Below are 16,615 nucleotides of genomic sequence, written 5' to 3'. Positions count from 1 at the left end.
TAATTATTCGATTTCGCACTTTAATATTCAGCACTAATTGCTGCTCTTCTGAGACAGTTAAAATGTCGATACCTTGAAAGCAGAAGAATACCCAACGAACGCTCAAACTATGTTGTCTTCTGACAATTCTGCAGTGACAAAGTCAATGAAGTGCCTTACCTTTGAAGAGACGTATTTACGACTCGGGTAAATCAAGTAGACATTGATTTCTTGATGTTGATAGTCATTAAACAATTCGATTAATTTACCCGTTTCTATTTCATCGCCAAGATTAAAGCGAGGCATTCTGGTGATCCCGTGCCCTGCAAGGCATAAAGATAGCTCCATTTCAGAGCTGTTAGTTAGAACTCTGCTTTCGACTTGGATCTGGTGTTGCTGGCCAGAGCTATGCTTTAAAGACCAAGTATTAGGTTGTTTCAGGTTGCTGTAACTAATGATTTTATGTTGCGCAAGGTCAGCGAGTACTTGTGGCGTGCCATGTTGTTGCAGATAATCCGGTGAGGCTATTGTGACACCGTAAGAGTTGAATATTCTCTTGCTGATGAACGTTGAGTCGTCTAGCTGCGCAGAGCCTCGGATGAGTACATCAAAGCCTTCTGTGACCATATCGACTTTACGGTTATCTAAATCTAACTCGAGGTTAACTTGTGGGTAGAGGTTTAGAAACTGTGAGAATATGGTTTGCATCCGAGAATTACCAAAACTGGTCGGGCAGCTGACGCGTAATGTGCCTTTAGGCTCTAATTGACGGCCGTTTAGGGTTTCTTCTGCTTGCTCTGCATCACTCATTATCTGTTGGCATTGTAGAAAGTAGATCTCGCCTTCGGGCGTCAGGCGCAGTGAGCGAGTGGTTCTGTGCATGAGGCGCACGCCAAGTCTCGATTCTAGTTTATTAATTTCTTTACTAATATAGGAAGTAGAATGGCCACTACTTTGAGCGGCTAGAGTAAAGCTGCCCGTATTGACGACTTCCACAAATATGACCATGCCGTTGAGCAGTTGCGCGTTATAAGCCAAATCAAATCCTTTTCTATTAGTATGTGAATAACCCCCATCTTAGTCAATTAAGAGTCATATGGAAATAATCATTTGCCATTCATGCTATTAATCTTTTGCTATGCTTACTCTATTATGAACTTATCAAGTTTGCATGCGAGACAGTAGTTAAGAATAGCAAACGTATAAACCGCATTTACAAATCGAATTTTAAAAGGAATCACCATGAAAGTTTTAGCATTAGCAGCAAGTAACAGTCGTCAATCAATTAACAAGCAACTCGTGAGTTATGCAGGTGAGGTATTAACGTCAAAGGTGATCACCAATGCTGAAGTTGAAGTGATTGATATTAATGACTTTGAAATGGCGTTGTATAGTATTGATCGTGAAACAGAAAGCGGTATTCCACAGCAAGCACAAGCGTTTTACGACAAAATAGGCAGTGTTGATGCGATTATCATTTCGTATGCAGAACACAATGGTTCATATACCGCTGCATTTAAAAACTTATTCGATTGGACTTCGCGTATTGATCCAAAGGTCTATCAAGGCAAAAAAATGCTTATGTTAGCGACTTCACCTGGTCCCGGTGGCGCAGGAAGTGTATTAGCGGCTGCAACAGGATCTGCACCTTATTTTGCTGGCGAAGTAAAAGCCTCGCTTTCAGTGGGGAGTTTTTACGATAATTTTGATATGGAAACAGGTCAATTACGCAACGAAGAAATACAGACACAGCTCGAAGATGCACTTGCTACGTTAAAATAATCTGCTCGTGAATTGGTTGATATTAATCTGTGTTCGACATTTAAACGCTTGCTTATAAAGATAATAAGCAAGCGTTTTTTATTCGCGAGAAACTATATTTCTGGCTAGATTTCGTCAATCTTCTATCTAGCGTCCAAAGCAGTTAAACTTTCTAAGCGTTTAAGCAAAAATTCATAAAAACACTTCACGCGGGCGCTGTGCTTTGAATCTTTATGATAAACAAACCACATAGCCTCTTCAGAATCTGGTGAGTTTAATACCACTTGTACCAATGATGGGTATCGCTTGGCTTGATGCTCCCCGATAGGCCCAATCCCCATTCCTGCAATGACAGCTTGGCTTACATCCGGAAAGTGGCTGCTCTGAAATACAATCTTGTCTTTATCAATATGTTCAACGATATGACGCACAAAAGGGATCCGATACTTATCTGGTGTCGGCAAGACCCACTGGTGATCATTGAGTGTACTATTTGTTGTCGGTTGGCCAAATTCTTTAACGTACTCAGCAGAAGCGTAATAATTTGTTGTAAAATTCGTTAACTTTTTGACAATTAAATCTGTGCCGTTTGGCTTTGGACCAACGCGTAAAGAGACGTGCGCAGCGCCAGATTCTAATGGCACTATGTCATCTGTCGACAATAATATAATACGTATTGCTGGATAGATGTCTCTGAAAGCCTTTAATGCAGGTGCTAGCTGTGAAGAATAGGAACTGATGGTGGAGATACGTAGCTCACCGCTAATATTACTTTCTACATTCTGTAGCTGATGCTCTAGTTTACTAAAGCGGGTTATTAGGCCGGGCAATTCCGCGAGTAAGATCGCACCTGCGTCTGTCAGTTTATAACCACGCTGGTGCCGAAAAAATAATTTAACTTCCAAGGCTGTTTCGAGCTGATTAATACGTCGTAGTACGGTCGCATGGTTGATATTTAGCGATTTACCTGCTTGGCTTAAGCTACCATCAATGGCAACTTGATACGCTATTTTGTAATCATCCCAAGAAATGTTTTTCATATGACCATTCTTTGTTAAGTGGTTGTTGGCTAATTAAAAGGAGCTTTTAAATGGCTGAAAAAGTTCTGTGCATTTATGCACAATAGTTTCGCATTAATCACTATTTTTTAATAGTCACAATCACCGTATTATTAATGAACTGATGTAGGGGACATATTCGAATGTTAAAAAATACGAAAACGGCTTATGGCTGGGTAGCCATTTTATTGCACTGGCTTATGGCACTGACCATTTTTGGCATGTTTGGCCTAGGCTTATACATGGTAGAGCTGACTTATTACGATGCTTGGTACAAAGGCTCACTCGATTTGCATAAAAGCATCGGTATTCTGTTACTTGGTCTATTATTTATCCGCACACTGTGGCGCTGCATTAATATAAACCCTGACAGCGCTGATGAACATGCTAGCAAATTTGAATTGAAAAGTGCGCATTTAGTGCATCTCGGTCTATACCTGCTTATGTTTACATTAATGTTAACAGGGTACTTAATCTCGACAGCAGATGGCCGTGGTATCAACGTGTTTGAGTTATTTACGATACCCGCAATCCCATTCTCTATCGACAACCAAGAAGATATTGCAGGTGACATACACGAGATTTTGGCATGGGCGTTAATTATCTTAGCTGGCGTCCATGGGTTAGCCGCGATTAAGCACCATTTTATTAATAAGAATAATACGTTAGTACGTATGTTTAAAGTCAAAAAATAGTAACCGACTGTCACTTTACGCATTGTAAAAATCAATTAAATATAAAAATAATGAAGGATTATCAGATGAAAAAGCAAATCTTAGCCGCTGCCATTGCAGCAAGTTCACTATTCGCCGCAGTGGCACCAAACGTAGCGCAAGCTGCTGACTATAAAGTTGATGTTGCAGGTGCGCATGCTTCTGTGCAGTTTAAAATTAAGCATTTAGGTTACAGCTGGTTACTCGGTCGTTTCAATACATTTGACGGTGGTTTCTCTTATGATGCCAAGTCACCAAATGCATCACAAATCAACATGGTTATTGATACTGCAAGTTTAGATTCAAACCATGCTGAACGTGATAAACATTTAAAAAGTGATGACTTTCTAGATGTGAAAAAATTCCCTAAAGCAACATTCCAAAGTCAAAGCATGGCATTCACGGATGCACATAATGGTACAGTAACAGGTGATTTCACGCTTAAAGGTGTTACTAAAACGATTACTTTCCCTGTGACTAAGATTGGTGAAGGTTCAGATCCTTGGGGTGGCTACCGTGTTGGTTTTACTGGCGAAACGGATCTTAAATTAACTGATTACGGCATTACGACTAACCTTGGTCCAGCTTCTACTCATGTTCAAATGACATTGAATATTGAAGGTGTTCGCCAATAAAATAGCCTATTAATATAAGCCAGTAGCTACTTAAATGATAATGTAGTTACTGGCTTTATTTTATTTGGGTTGGCATGGTATTATTTATTCAATAGAATACAGGCTCTTGGTATTACTTGGCGTAGATAATGAAGATAATTAAATCGGTTAGTATTATTTTAGTCGTAGGGGTTAGTCTATTGCTATTTATGCTGCGTCCATTTGGCTTGTTCGATAATCATCTGCCTGTTGAAGCAAATACCACTGTGGTATTTTCCCCTGACGAATTACTTGCAAAATTACCTCATGGTAACACTTTACTTGAAATTCTCGATCTCTCTCGATTTGATGGTGATGAAGCGTTAATCAAAATTAACCTACTGGCTGAACAGCGCACATTTAAAGACCATCCTCTATACCAAGCTTATTATTTTATGGCCATGAATAACATCATGTTACGTTTAGGTCGTATTGATGATGCTTTCACTTATGCTACACAATTACTTCTTCTCGCTGAACAAGAAAATTTGCAATGGGTAAAAGCCAGCGCCTTATCAGAATTGGCAATAGAGCGAACCAAACGTGGTGATCTTGATACTGCACTCGACTATTTAAATGAATCAGTAAAGATTGCAAAAGAGATTAATGACGAAAAACTCTTAATCAAATCTTATAATTCATTGGGTGTGATTAGTATTCTGTCCAGCGAATATGGCAAAGCGCAAGACTATTTTCATCAAGGTTTAAAGCTAGTCGAGACAAACCCAAAGCATTTATATCATAGTAAAATTATCGGTAACTTAGCGGTTATTTATATTTACTTAGAAGAGTGGAACAAGGCAATTGCGTATATTGATCAGGCAAAGGAAATATATCGCCAAGATAAACGCTTAGAGCCTGCGATTATGTCGATCTTGTTGACGAATGAATCTAATGTCTATTTCCGTTTAGGTGATGCCATAAAAGCGCGTCAGGCTTATGTTGATGCTAAAGAAACACTCGAAAAAGATTCCAGTACAAGATTACAGGCCATCGTGTTAAACAGTCTATCCAATGTGCTTTATCTAGAACAGCAATACGAATCTGCAATCACGGAATCTGAACGTTGCCTTCATTTAGCAGGGATACAAGATTTACCCTTGCAACGCGGCCTTTGTTATAAAAGTAAAGCGCACAGTAATATGGCGTTGGGCAACTATAATGCAGCCATTGAAGATCTAAATGCCGCGATTAAAGAAAATAATAAAATAGCCCACACCGCTTATATTACCAGTACCCAGAAGCTGTTATCCGAAGCATATGAGAAGTTAGGTAATGATGGCGAGGCTTTGAAGTATTTTAAGCTGTATTATTTAGGTGACAAGGAAGTATTGTTTGATCAGCGCCAAAGCGAATTATACCTGCTCGAAGAATCGTTTAATGCTGAAACATCTCGTAATGAACTCGCGCTGTTAAAAACCAAGAATGAAATACAAGATCTTGAGTTAGAGACACAAACACTGGTGACTCGGGTTATTTTGGGCGTGACATTTTGTGTTTTGCTAGCCCTTGGTTATGTTCTTAAAAAGAATCTCGACATTAAGAATAAAAACCAATTATTGCAGTATTCAAATAGCAACTTAGTCGAGTTATCAACAAGGGATGCATTAACAGGCTTATATAACCGCCGTTATTTTGATTACTTCATACAGCGTTTAAGGCAAGGTCGTTCCACTTCTCGAGATTCAAGCTTTACCCTCGCAATTATGGATCTTGATCATTTCAAAGCGGTTAACGATAATTATGGTCATGATGTTGGCGATATCGTTTTAATTGAAGTTTCAAAACGTTTCTTGTTGAATTTACCGTCATCAGATTTAATTATTCGTTGGGGTGGGGAAGAGTTTATCTGTGTTATTGAAAATCAAGGCGATATAACAAGCCTACAAACGTTAGAAAAAGTGTGGTCGGCAATAATAGATGAACCTGTATCGACACCAGCAGGCGACATTAATATCACATTATCAATTGGTGCTGTCACTGATATTCCAGCTGCAGAGTTCATGGCTAGCCACACTGAATTACTTAAACGCGCCGACGAACGGTTATACAAAGCCAAGCACACGGGTCGTAATCAAATTATCGCCCTAGATTAAAGTCCGACATATACAGTTACCTATGCATTGGGCTTTGTATGTCGTTTCCTATATGGTTTTATGCAGAGTTTTAAGCATAGTTTTATGTATAGTGTTATAAATAGATTTGTAGTATTTTGCTTTCTCAGGTAATTACATAATACTTTCGGAGTTAGGGTACATGGCGAGCATAATTTGTTTTGGTGATAGCATTACACGCGGTGAAAGTGACGCTGTCTATGGTGGTTGGGCAGACCGTATTAAAACGCGACTAATTAAACAATTTTTGGAAACAGATCAAGACAGAGTAAGTGTTTTTAATATGGGTATTAGCGGTGAAACCACTGATGGTCTGATACAACGTTTTCAACCTGAATGTGTGACTCGGCTCAGTGCTGATAATAACAATACCGTGTTATTTGGTTATGGTGCAAATGATCTAGCTTGTGAAGACGGTGAGCATCTTGTCGTTATCGGCTCTTATATTCACAATTTAAGCCACTGTATTGAGTTTGCGCTTGAGAAAGGCGCTTCTGTGGTATTAATCAATGTGACGCCAATCGCCGCTCATCTTGATGGTATTCCCAATATCAATCAGCGTATTCGCGATGATGCAACAATCAATCATTATAATAAGGCCTTATTAGACTTGTCTGTGAAGTACGATGTGGCATTAATTGATGTTTACACGCCATTTAATGCGGATAAAGAAGCGTACCTAACGGCTGATGGTTTACATCCAAACAGTGCGGGTCACGCGTTGTTATATGAAGTCATTACGTCGTCTTTATTATCATAACCGGACTATTTCAGTATCAATTGGCGTTAAATAAACAGTAAGTGTTGTGGAATGTAGGTAATTGCTTGAATTGTGACCTACACTAATCTCAAGTGTACGTTTTATTGAGGTTTTTTTTGATCTATACCTACTTACGCTATTATTAATTTTGCAATCTTCTTTGAAGGCTCTATGATGAAACTTCTCCTATTTAAGAAAAGCGAGCAATTATGAATAATTATTCTGATACACTGTTTGAAGAAATGAAATTACTGGCTAAATTCCCAACAAAATCTCACTTAGAAGGCATTAAGGTTCACAATGAAGCCGGCCCTTCAATTGTCAGTGCTGCGAAATCACTTTTTGATAAAGGTCTTATTACACGAGACGATGGCGGTTATTTAACTGATAGCGGTATTGAAATTGCAGACCACCTACACCGTGTTTTAGCACCATTAAGCTAAAATAAATAAGGCGATTGGCTCAAGCAGTTAGTCGCTGTATATGTCGACCAACTTCTTGAGCTATCTACTTCTACTTCTACTTCTTATTTTCCTAGTTATCTATTCCTTACTTCTCACTGACTTTACTTATTTAAGCTGTTTCACATAATCGTGAGTCTTCATGGTCAATGTTAGAGCGAGAGCTTATTTTTGTCGCATTGCTGGTCATATTAGCAATCGCATGAATACTTTCTTGCTTGATATTTTGATTACTTTGCGACGATGATAATAATTGAATATGATCTGTTACACTTTCGATTGCGCAATCCAATACTTCATTTTCAAGTGCAGCAAAAGCATCTTCAATATAATCCGCTAATTCAGTTAAATCAGGTAATGCAGATCGACAAGCAACCAATCCCACGTGAATCGAACCGTTGTAACTATAGAGGGTTATGTTGAGTGACATACCCGGTGGTAATACAGAGATAGGGAAGCACTTCTCCATTTTAGCGCCCATCATGTATAAGGCTTTGCTTGGTCCTGGCACGTTAGAGATTAATACATTGCCCATTGGTGGCAAGATGGTATCTAAGTTTAGTAATTCACTCGCAGCGGCTAAACCTTGGCTTGCTAATGTATAACTGGTTAACGCTTCTTTGGTTAACAGTTTCGTTTCACTTTTCAGCTTTTGGCATGACTCTTTGACTGTCATTAATCGTGCTAATGGACGTTCACCTGCGTAGGCTAATTCAACTAAACTAATCGCAACTTGGTTATTTGATTCTGTGTCTGACGCATCACGTAAACTCATTGGCATTTGTGCAACAAGCGGTTTTTTAAGCACAATATTACGTGTTTCTAGGTAGTTATGGATCGCCATATCACAAATGGTGACTACCACGTCGTTAATCGTTGCGCCTGTGACACGACCGAGTGTTTTTACACGTGCTAATGGTAGTGATGTCATTGCTGCTCGGCGCGCACGTTTTGGACTGACTGAAAACGGTGTTTTGGGTGCCATGAAGGGTGTCGGCATATCCGCTTTATACATAGAGGTTGCTTGAAACAGTAATTTGGTTGTTAGTTTAGTCAATGACGGTATTGATTTTACGTGCCCTGTGACTAGTTTTGAAGTCTCAGAGAACAATGAAAATGCACTTTTCGGGGTACGTTCTTTTTGTCGGCGTTCTACAGCCCAAAATGCGGTCATTGGTGATTCGGCATTTTTGCTTAAGTAAGCCATCAATAGTTGGTTTGCTTTTGCACCGTCAGTAAATGCATGGTGGACCTTAACGTAGATAGCAAATTTGTTATCTGCTAAACCATCAATAAGGATCATTTCCCACAATGGACGGTTACGATCTAGCAAGGTTTCATGTTGATGTTCAACAAAGCTGAGTAGTTGATTGTCATTACCTGGTTGTGGCAACATGGCGAAACGCACGTGATATGACAGGTCGATATTATCATCTTCTTGCCAGAAATATTGGCCGGTAATTTGCTTTTTTAATTTTTGGTTGAACGGTTGTTTAATATCTTGTTGTGACATTAAGTTATCAAATAGGTCTCGACTAAAGTTACCAGGATAATTTTCTGGTGTTGAGAAGATTTGTAATCCTGCAACGTGTTTTGGGCTTGTTACTGATTCTGTGTATAAAAAACCCATATCAACTAACGTGAGTGCTTCCATAGTCATTTCCTATTTTCTTAATGTGATTGATAGTTTGCGTCCGATGAGTCGTACCGCACATATCATCACATTTGATGTTATGACTTACTGTCACGGATGTTAAAGTTATGTGTATACTACAGTAGTACTCATAAAGGAATATATCATTTTGACATTAATTTACCCAAACGACATATTTACGTGACTGATTGGCATGATTTTAACTGACTGAATCGAAAGGTTTTAATGTGGTATCTGATATGTTAATTTAATACTTTGTACTGGTTTTTCTAATAGTTAGATTAAAAAGGATTATTAATCTAACTCAGCTTGTTAAAACGGTAATGTTATGGGTAACTTCTCACTTGCTAGTTTTTAATGCTGATTGGTTATTTTTATAAATGGCATAGATTAGAATAAATGACGGCGTCATTGTCTAGGTTATAAATTGGAATAAATATAATGAAAGAAATACTAAGAAAAAAAATAATAACGGTTTGTGAGAAAAAAATAGCACAGAAGGGAACAAACGTGGGTCTATCATTTTATGCATTTTTCGCGAACAAGAATGATGATCCAGTGTTATTAATGGAAGCTGCTACATGGTGGATAATGACGCATAAACTCGATCATTTTGAGAAAGCAGTGAAGATAAAAGCCCTGGTGGAATCAGACATAGTTAATAGTTAATAGTTAATAGTTAAATGGAATTCTAATTCGCGTTTAAGGTTACGTCAGGACTAAAATCAGTTGTTTCAGTGATTTTAACTAGCGGTGTGGTGTTAAAAAATCGCATTTTATAGTGGGTATGTTGATTATTAGCTTTCGCGCGAACAGACAGTGCTACCCGATGAATGGTATTGGGGTAAAAGAGCCAACTACGCCAGATACTAGCATCATCAATACGGTGAGCAGAAAAGCTTAATTGAATGTCATCAATACAGCCACGTTTTACCTGTGGATGTTTTTCTTGCGAATGCTTATCCGGTAGAGTGAAACTGAAGTCTTTCAACGGAATAGATAAACCCAAGCCCCATGCTTTGATGTATGACTCTTTTAACGTCCAGTAATCAAAAAACCGGCTAGTTTGCTGCGTCGTTGATTGCATGAGCAAATCATTAACCTCAACATCCGAAAAAGAGTATTTAGCGATACTCAATACATCACTGGTACGCAGGGTGTTTTCTACATCACACCCTATATCATCACTAAGCATGACGGCACAAATTATCAAGTTATTGGTATGACTAATGTTAAAGCGTAATGGCAGGGGGGGATTAACAATTTCAGGTTTGTCTTTTTCACCTTTTACAAACAGCCAATCTTCTGGTGATACATCTGCGTAGTGTGATAATAAGTCACGGACAAAGGCGCGGGTAATTAGCGCACTGTGACGGTCTTTTTCAAACCGAAAACGTTGTTGCTTTGTCGTTTCGTCTGCGGATAATAGCTGACTATAAGCACGTAATAATTCAGGTTGCTGGATAGTTTGCGGATCAACTGACCATAAATGAATTTCATTTGTAGTGAGGGTGAGCTTATCTTTTACGCCGCTGTGCATAATTAGAATGGATACCAGAATAATTCGGTTGCCATAACACGCTTGATAATCGCTAGCGTTACGACCAAGACAATTAACCCCATTACAGTGTAGTCTTGCTTGGTCATTGGTTTTAAGCTGTACCAAGTACGTTTGTTGTTATGACCAAAACCACGTAGCGTCATTGCATTTGAGATCTCGTCTGCGCGATCTAAGCTAGAGAAGATCAATGGTCCTAAGATCTTGGCGACATTTTTAATACGTGACAGCACGGATACATTCTTCGATAAATCCACGCCACGTGCTTGTTGGGCATGCATGATATTGACGAAATCATTTTTAACATCCGGTAAATAGCGCAATGTTAAGCTAACCGCATAGGCAATTTTGTAGGGTACACCGAGACGATTTAAACTTGCAGCAAACTCAGTAGGGTGCGTGGTAAACACAAAAACTAATGCAATTGGAAACATACTGAAGTATTTCAGGGTGACCGTCAGTAAGTAATATAACGTTTCTTGTGTTAGGGAGTAATCACCCCATAACGGTAATAACACTGTGCTTGAGCCAATATATTCAACGCCTTGCTGTGGTGCTAACAAGAACATGAATAAGGCATTAATACTAAGCACACTGGCTGTGGCAATTAATAATGGTTTATAAACTGAAAACGGTACTTTAGTTAATTTAAGTAACGTGCAGCCAGTAATAATAAGCGCGAGTATAAGGCGTAAATCAAATGTGGTTAATACCACTGTTACCCAAGCTAAAAACAATACAAACTTAGTGACCCCATTAAGCTGATGCAGAGCTGAGTTGGTATTGACATAGTTAATACCAAAATCAATTTTCTTGGTTTTATTAATACTACTTTTATGCTTTTTCTTAATGTCGTTATTAACTGTGTTTTTATTCATATTGCTTTTATTAGCAGCGCTTTTATTAAGTGTGCTTTCGCTATTAGTGTTGTTCTGCATTATGACGGTGCCACTTCAGATTTAATAAATTGCTGCATAAAACCATCTGTATTTTCGATACCGACCGCATTAGCGAGGGTATACAGACTGGTTATTTTTAAATTCGCACGGTCAAGCAGAGTAGGGTCACTGAACACTTGTGAAACAGGTGCATTGGCAATCAACTTACTTTCTGCGATCACAACTGAACGCGTGGTGTACTCTAATACGAGGTGCATATCATGAGAGATAATGAGTACTGTAATGCCCAGCGTTTTGTTCAGCGTTTTAATGAACGACAGCATCGAGGTATAGTTACGATGATCTTGTCCCGCTGTTGGTTCATCTAAAATCAGCAATTCTGGCTCGAGTGCTAGGATAGATGCAATCGTGACACGTTTTTTCTGACCGTAACTTAGCGCTTCAATTGGCCAATGACGATATTTCATCAGACCGCATAAACCCAGTACGTGCAGTACTTTCTCTTGAATAAATGCGTCATCGTGGCCACGGTTACGTAGACCAAAGGCTATTTCATCAAAAATCATGTGATTGGAGATCATGTGATTTGGGTTTTGCATCACCACGCCGACCTTTTGAGCCCGCTCAAAGATAGAGAGGTCAGCGATATCTTCACCGTTCAGCTTAATTTGACCCGCATCAGGTGCTATAACGCCCATGATCAACTTAGTGATGGTTGATTTACCCGAACCGTTCTTACCTAAGATAGAAACAAATTCACCGCGATTAATACTAAATGAAATCTCTTCAAGGGCGTTCTTTTCGCCAGTGTAAGAATACGTTAAATCATTTATTTCAAGTAATTTATCTGCTGCTTGTGGCTGCACGATAGGTGCTTGTGCATTAAACCAATTGGTTAATGGTGTTTGGTATTGCTGTAGATCCATTTTTTCGATATAAGCTGGATTATCTGCAACGGTAATAGGGCAGTTCGCCGCTTTTAATGCCGAGATATACAGTGGTTCGCGGATACCATGAACCTGTAGTAAGGGCGATACGATTAATTCATCAGGCGACATATCGGCAATGATTTGGCCACGTTCCATTAAGATCACGCGGTCGACATGACAGTGGAGTACATCTTCGAGACGATGCTCGATAATGATAACCGTTTTGCCTGTGTCTTTATGCAACTGGTCGATAATCTCGATGGTTGCTTTACCTGTTTTTGGATCTAGGCTGGCCAATGGTTCATCAAATAACAAGATGTCAGTATCGTCAACCAGAATACCAGCGAGTGATACGCGCTGTTTTTGACCACCAGATAATGCATAAGGTGAATGATCGAGTAAATCATCAAGATCAACCATCGCGGCCGTTTTCTGTACGATAGGTAACATTTCGGCTTGAGGAATCATGTCATTCTCAAGTGCAAATGCAATATCTTCACCAATACTTAAACCAACGAATTGGCTGTCTGTGTCTTGCAACACAGTGCCTACCGATTCGCTATAGTCTTGCATGCGTAACCCCGATACAGGCGTATCATTAATGGTTAAGCTGCCAGACATCTCGCCTTTTATAGCATGCGGAATCAGGCCGTTTAAGCATTGTCCAAGGGTCGATTTACCACTTCCACTTGGACCAATAATGACAATTTTCTCTCCTTTCTCTATCCTTAGATTTATGCCGTTGAGTGTCGCTTTATCTTGCGAAGCATATTTAAAAGAGAAGTCAGAAAATTCGATGGTCATTGTTGATTAACCCTCGGTCAAATTGCGGCTTTGTTTCTTACGCTTGGCAAATGCAGTCAGTAAGATGTAGCCAACAACAGCGATTAATATCGTGTTACCTGCAGCAATAATGGTTAATTGCGTCATTACTTTGGTAAACGGTTCTGCATAAAGCACTGTATCGAGTAGTGCGGATACACCGTAACCGACAGTGTTACCGACTAAAGCAAGTACAACAAAGAGCGCCATGTCTTTCATCGAAAACTCGCCTTTCTCTAAACGACCTTGTGTCAGTTTAGGGAACAAACCGATGATAAGACCAACGATACCTGAGCCTAATACCCACGTTAACCAAACACCCCAGCCAGAGAATAGATCTGTAACCCAATGACCGATAAAGCCTACTAAGAAACCAACTAATGGACCAAATAAGACCGAGAAGAGTGCAAGCACTGCCATCGCAGGTTTAAGTGTCGTGTTTGCAAACACTGGAATACCAAACATTGGTAGTCCGCCGATGCCATATAAAGCAGCACCAATTGCAATCACAACAACGGTTTTAGCTGAAAGATTCATAAAAAGCCTTGGGGTAAATTAATACGAAAAATTAAAGGTGCGAATTATAGCGGAATACAGGTTATTAAGGAAATAAACTTGAGGTGGTTTAGTCTTTATAGGTACTTAACCTTCGGTACTGTTTAGTTATACGCCAATAATGCCGCCTAAATATTGGTTATTTAATAATGACAATAAGGGGGTTATGATTGAAGCCTATGATATTCAACTGCTGTAGCTGGATCTGTAAGGGAGTAAACATGAATTTAAAACCAATAAAAACCGCTATTATAGGTTACGGATTTTCTGCAAAAACATTTCATATTCCTTTTGTTAGTCACTTGGCTGAATTTGAGCTAACTGCAATCAGTAGCAGCCAACGTGAAGCGGTTACAAACGATTTTCCTGAAGCTGAACATTTCTTAACAGCCGATGCCTTATTACAAGAGTCAGATGCGGAATTAGTGATTATCACTGCGCCAAACGATGTGCACTTTTCATTAGCTAAAGCGGCGTTGGAACAGAACAAACACGTTATTATCGAAAAACCCTTTGTTATCGACGTCGCAGATGGCGAAGCTTTGATCGCATTAGCGGCAGAAAAAGGGTTGATTTTAAGTGTCTATAATAACCGTCGTTGGGATGGAGACTTCCTCACCGTTAAAAAGCTAATTGAAGACGGTAGTTTAGGCGAGGTTAAATGTTTTGAATCCCATTTCGACCGCTTTAGACCGGAAGTACGTCAGCGCTGGCGTGAACAATCGAGCACTGGTGGCGGCATACTATTTGATTTAGGCCCGCATCTCATTGACCAAACATTGCAGTTGTTTGGATTACCCAATGCGATCACCGCGCAATGCTTAATCATGAGAGAAGGCTCTACAAACATAGATTACTTTAACCTTGTATTGCATTACCCAGACCACATTGCCACGTTACATTGCGATCTGTTCAGTGCTGCACCCAATAAGCGTTTTAGTGTCAAAGGCAATAAAGCGAGTTATGAAAAATACGGCTTAGACCCACAAGAAGATCGTTTAAAAGCAGGCGTTGTGCCGGTCGATGCAAGCTGGGCAGATGAAGCACCTGAGCAATATGGTCATTTATATACTTTAGATACAGTTGCAACGGTGCAGACTGAACGTGGTGGTTATCAACATTACTTTCAGGCAATGGCAGCCGCTATAAATAGTGAAGGCCAAGCACCAGTGAATGCTGAAGATGCGTTGTGGAGTATTAAGTTGATTGAATTGGCGATGGAAAGTAGTCGCTTAGGTCAGACTTTAACTGTGCCGAGATAGGCTTAATTATTTTGATGTTGACGGCGCCATACCGATACTTATTCATAGTTATCGGTATGGCGCGTTTAGTCTGATTTCGAATGGTAACTTATAGCAGTAAGATAGTCCCCAATCCTAAGAACACCACAAAACCCATGATGTCAGTCACTGTTGTCAAAATAACAGAACCTGACAATGCCGGATCAATTTTCATTTTATCTAGTGCCACGGGTACTAACACACCAGCGAATGCGGCAGTAATGATATTCGCTACAATCGCTAAGCCAATAACGATACCGAGCATGACATCGTTAAACCAGTAAGCTGTCACTAAACCAATCACTAATGACCACAGAATACCATTGAGGATTGCGACTTTGAGTTCCTTGAATAACAAAGGCTTCATGTTCGCCATCGAGATATGCCCCAATGCTAAACCACGGACAATCAAGGTTAAAGTCTGGCTACCAGCGATACCGCCCATGGATGCAACTACTGGCATTAATACTGCCAACGCAACAACTTGCTGGATCGTCGCTTCAAACATACCGATGAACCAAGATGCTAAAAATGCGGTTAGCAAGTTTATACCCAGCCAAATAGCACGATTCTTAGCACTTTTACGAACGGGTGAAAATAGATCTTCGTTTTCATCGAGACCCGCTGTTGCCATTATTTGTGATTCAGCATGTTCGGCTTGCAGTTTATAAGCGGCGCCAATATCTAAACGCCCGATGAGTAAACCGCCAGTCGTAATAACGGGTAATGCGGACTCATTACTTTGCGCCACTTTGTCTGCGGCAATGTAGACATCTTCATTGGCGTTTAAGGTGAGATAATCCTCTTCAATTAACTCTGCCACGCGTAATAACGGATCTGCACCAAACAATTGATTGATACGAACCACCCCCTGCCAATTACCGCGGTTATCAACGAGAAAAACCACGTTACAATGTGATGAACTGCTACGGCGAATTAATCTTAATACTACTTTTATTTTGGTTTTAGCCGGAACAACAAGTGGCTGATGATCACACCAATGTCCCACTTCGTCATCATTAAACTGTTGTGCCGCCGAGTAGTGCGATAGCTGAGTTTCATCCATCTTCGCCAGCACGGTTTCAAGATGGTGATCGGGAATGATATCTTGTAATTCAACTAATGTGTTGGCATCAATATCAGTGAAAAGTGTCAGTAATTCTGCATGTGTTAATGAATCAACAATAGACTCACCCGCATCTGCACGCATCTCGACTAGTATCGGCAGTTTTATATCGGCAGATATTTGTGCCCAGGTTTCTAAACGTTCTAAAAAGGGCAGAGATTCTAACAATAAGGCCATATCGACAGGCGACGTTTCATGCTCAAGCTTTTCAATAAAAGCTTGCTGCGCTGATGTATCAAGATTATTTGTTAGGAGTTCTTCAACTGCATTTTGAACGTCATTTTCTGGCATCG

Annotated in this window: 16 protein-coding genes; 8 read left to right on the top strand and 8 right to left on the bottom strand. The window is 39.8% G+C overall.

Annotated features, from left to right (window positions below; genetic code table 11):
- Positions 1 to 102: 102 nt before the first annotated feature.
- Positions 103 to 1,017, bottom strand: a complete 915-nt coding sequence (locus A923_RS0109610) for a LysR family transcriptional regulator (RefSeq protein ID WP_017221461.1) — start codon at positions 1,015 to 1,017, stop codon at positions 103 to 105.
- A gap of 204 nt (positions 1,018 to 1,221) precedes the next feature.
- On the opposite strand from A923_RS0109610, the gene A923_RS0109605 reads away from it, so the two are divergent.
- Positions 1,222 to 1,761: an NADPH-dependent FMN reductase gene (locus A923_RS0109605; RefSeq protein ID WP_017221460.1), complete on the top strand. Its 540-nt coding sequence runs from the start codon at positions 1,222 to 1,224 to the stop codon at positions 1,759 to 1,761.
- Between the two features lie 122 nt (positions 1,762 to 1,883).
- Here A923_RS0109605 and A923_RS0109600 read toward each other — a convergent pair whose 3' ends face one another.
- Positions 1,884 to 2,780 (bottom strand): LysR family transcriptional regulator, encoded by an 897-nt coding sequence (locus A923_RS0109600; protein WP_017221459.1) that lies wholly within the window; start codon positions 2,778 to 2,780, stop codon positions 1,884 to 1,886.
- 161 nt (positions 2,781 to 2,941) lie between these two features.
- On the opposite strand from A923_RS0109600, the gene A923_RS0109595 reads away from it, so the two are divergent.
- The 5 genes from A923_RS0109595 (at position 2,942) to A923_RS0109575 (ending at position 7,481) form a co-directional block, all read left to right on the top strand.
- Entirely contained in the window at positions 2,942 to 3,493 is a 552-nt protein-coding gene (locus tag A923_RS0109595; RefSeq protein ID WP_017221458.1) for a cytochrome b, read from the top strand.
- Between the two features lie 65 nt (positions 3,494 to 3,558).
- The gene (locus A923_RS0109590; protein ID WP_017221457.1) at positions 3,559 to 4,146 is read left to right on the top strand and encodes a YceI family protein; all 588 of its coding nucleotides are present in this window, start codon (positions 3,559 to 3,561) and stop codon (positions 4,144 to 4,146) included.
- A gap of 128 nt (positions 4,147 to 4,274) precedes the next feature.
- Entirely contained in the window at positions 4,275 to 6,260 is a 1,986-nt protein-coding gene (locus A923_RS0109585; protein ID WP_017221456.1) for a diguanylate cyclase, read from the top strand.
- Between the two features lie 160 nt (positions 6,261 to 6,420).
- Entirely contained in the window at positions 6,421 to 7,038 is a 618-nt protein-coding gene (locus tag A923_RS0109580) for an SGNH/GDSL hydrolase family protein (RefSeq protein WP_017221455.1), read from the top strand.
- Positions 7,039 to 7,247: 209 nt separating this feature from the next.
- Positions 7,248 to 7,481, top strand: coding sequence for a TIGR02647 family protein (locus A923_RS0109575; protein WP_017221454.1), 234 nt, complete (start codon positions 7,248 to 7,250; stop codon positions 7,479 to 7,481).
- 130 nt (positions 7,482 to 7,611) lie between these two features.
- Here A923_RS0109575 and A923_RS0109570 read toward each other — a convergent pair whose 3' ends face one another.
- Entirely contained in the window at positions 7,612 to 9,153 is a 1,542-nt protein-coding gene (locus A923_RS0109570) for a wax ester/triacylglycerol synthase family O-acyltransferase (RefSeq protein WP_017221453.1), read from the bottom strand.
- A gap of 441 nt (positions 9,154 to 9,594) precedes the next feature.
- Here A923_RS0109570 and A923_RS0109565 point away from each other — a divergent pair, with 441 nt between their 5' ends.
- The gene (locus A923_RS0109565) at positions 9,595 to 9,822 is read left to right on the top strand and encodes a DUF6500 family protein (RefSeq protein ID WP_017221452.1); all 228 of its coding nucleotides are present in this window, start codon (positions 9,595 to 9,597) and stop codon (positions 9,820 to 9,822) included.
- Between the two features lie 22 nt (positions 9,823 to 9,844).
- Here the strand turns inward: A923_RS0109565 and A923_RS0109560 are convergent, their stop codons facing one another.
- The 4 genes from A923_RS0109560 to A923_RS0109545 are packed head-to-tail and all read right to left on the bottom strand — an operon-like array spanning position 9,845 to position 13,898.
- On the bottom strand, positions 9,845 to 10,693 hold the full coding sequence (locus A923_RS0109560) for a 4'-phosphopantetheinyl transferase family protein (RefSeq protein ID WP_017221451.1): 849 nt from the start codon (positions 10,691 to 10,693) through the stop codon (positions 9,845 to 9,847).
- Positions 10,694 to 10,695: 2 nt separating this feature from the next.
- Positions 10,696 to 11,649: an energy-coupling factor transporter transmembrane component T family protein gene (locus A923_RS0109555; protein ID WP_017221450.1), complete on the bottom strand. Its 954-nt coding sequence runs from the start codon at positions 11,647 to 11,649 to the stop codon at positions 10,696 to 10,698.
- Positions 11,649 to 13,343: an ABC transporter ATP-binding protein gene (locus A923_RS0109550; protein ID WP_017221449.1), complete on the bottom strand. Its 1,695-nt coding sequence runs from the start codon at positions 13,341 to 13,343 to the stop codon at positions 11,649 to 11,651. The genes A923_RS0109555 and A923_RS0109550 overlap by 1 nt, the downstream gene beginning before the upstream one ends.
- 6 nt (positions 13,344 to 13,349) lie before the next feature.
- Positions 13,350 to 13,898, bottom strand: coding sequence for an ECF-type riboflavin transporter substrate-binding protein (locus A923_RS0109545; RefSeq protein WP_017221448.1), 549 nt, complete (start codon positions 13,896 to 13,898; stop codon positions 13,350 to 13,352).
- Between the two features lie 239 nt (positions 13,899 to 14,137).
- Between A923_RS0109545 and A923_RS0109540 the strand changes: the two genes are divergently transcribed.
- The gene (locus tag A923_RS0109540) at positions 14,138 to 15,178 is read left to right on the top strand and encodes an oxidoreductase (RefSeq protein WP_017221447.1); all 1,041 of its coding nucleotides are present in this window, start codon (positions 14,138 to 14,140) and stop codon (positions 15,176 to 15,178) included.
- Positions 15,179 to 15,266: 88 nt separating this feature from the next.
- Here the strand turns inward: A923_RS0109540 and A923_RS0109535 are convergent, their stop codons facing one another.
- Positions 15,267 to 16,613: a magnesium transporter gene (locus A923_RS0109535; RefSeq protein ID WP_017221446.1), complete on the bottom strand. Its 1,347-nt coding sequence runs from the start codon at positions 16,611 to 16,613 to the stop codon at positions 15,267 to 15,269.
- Between the last annotated feature and the right edge of the window lie 2 nt (positions 16,614 to 16,615).

The organism is Moritella dasanensis ArB 0140 (assembly GCF_000276805.1).
Lineage (GTDB): Bacteria > Pseudomonadota > Gammaproteobacteria > Enterobacterales > Moritellaceae > Moritella > Moritella dasanensis.
Note: the sequence above shows the minus strand (reverse complement) of the source record. Positions and strands in the feature narration are given on the sequence as shown.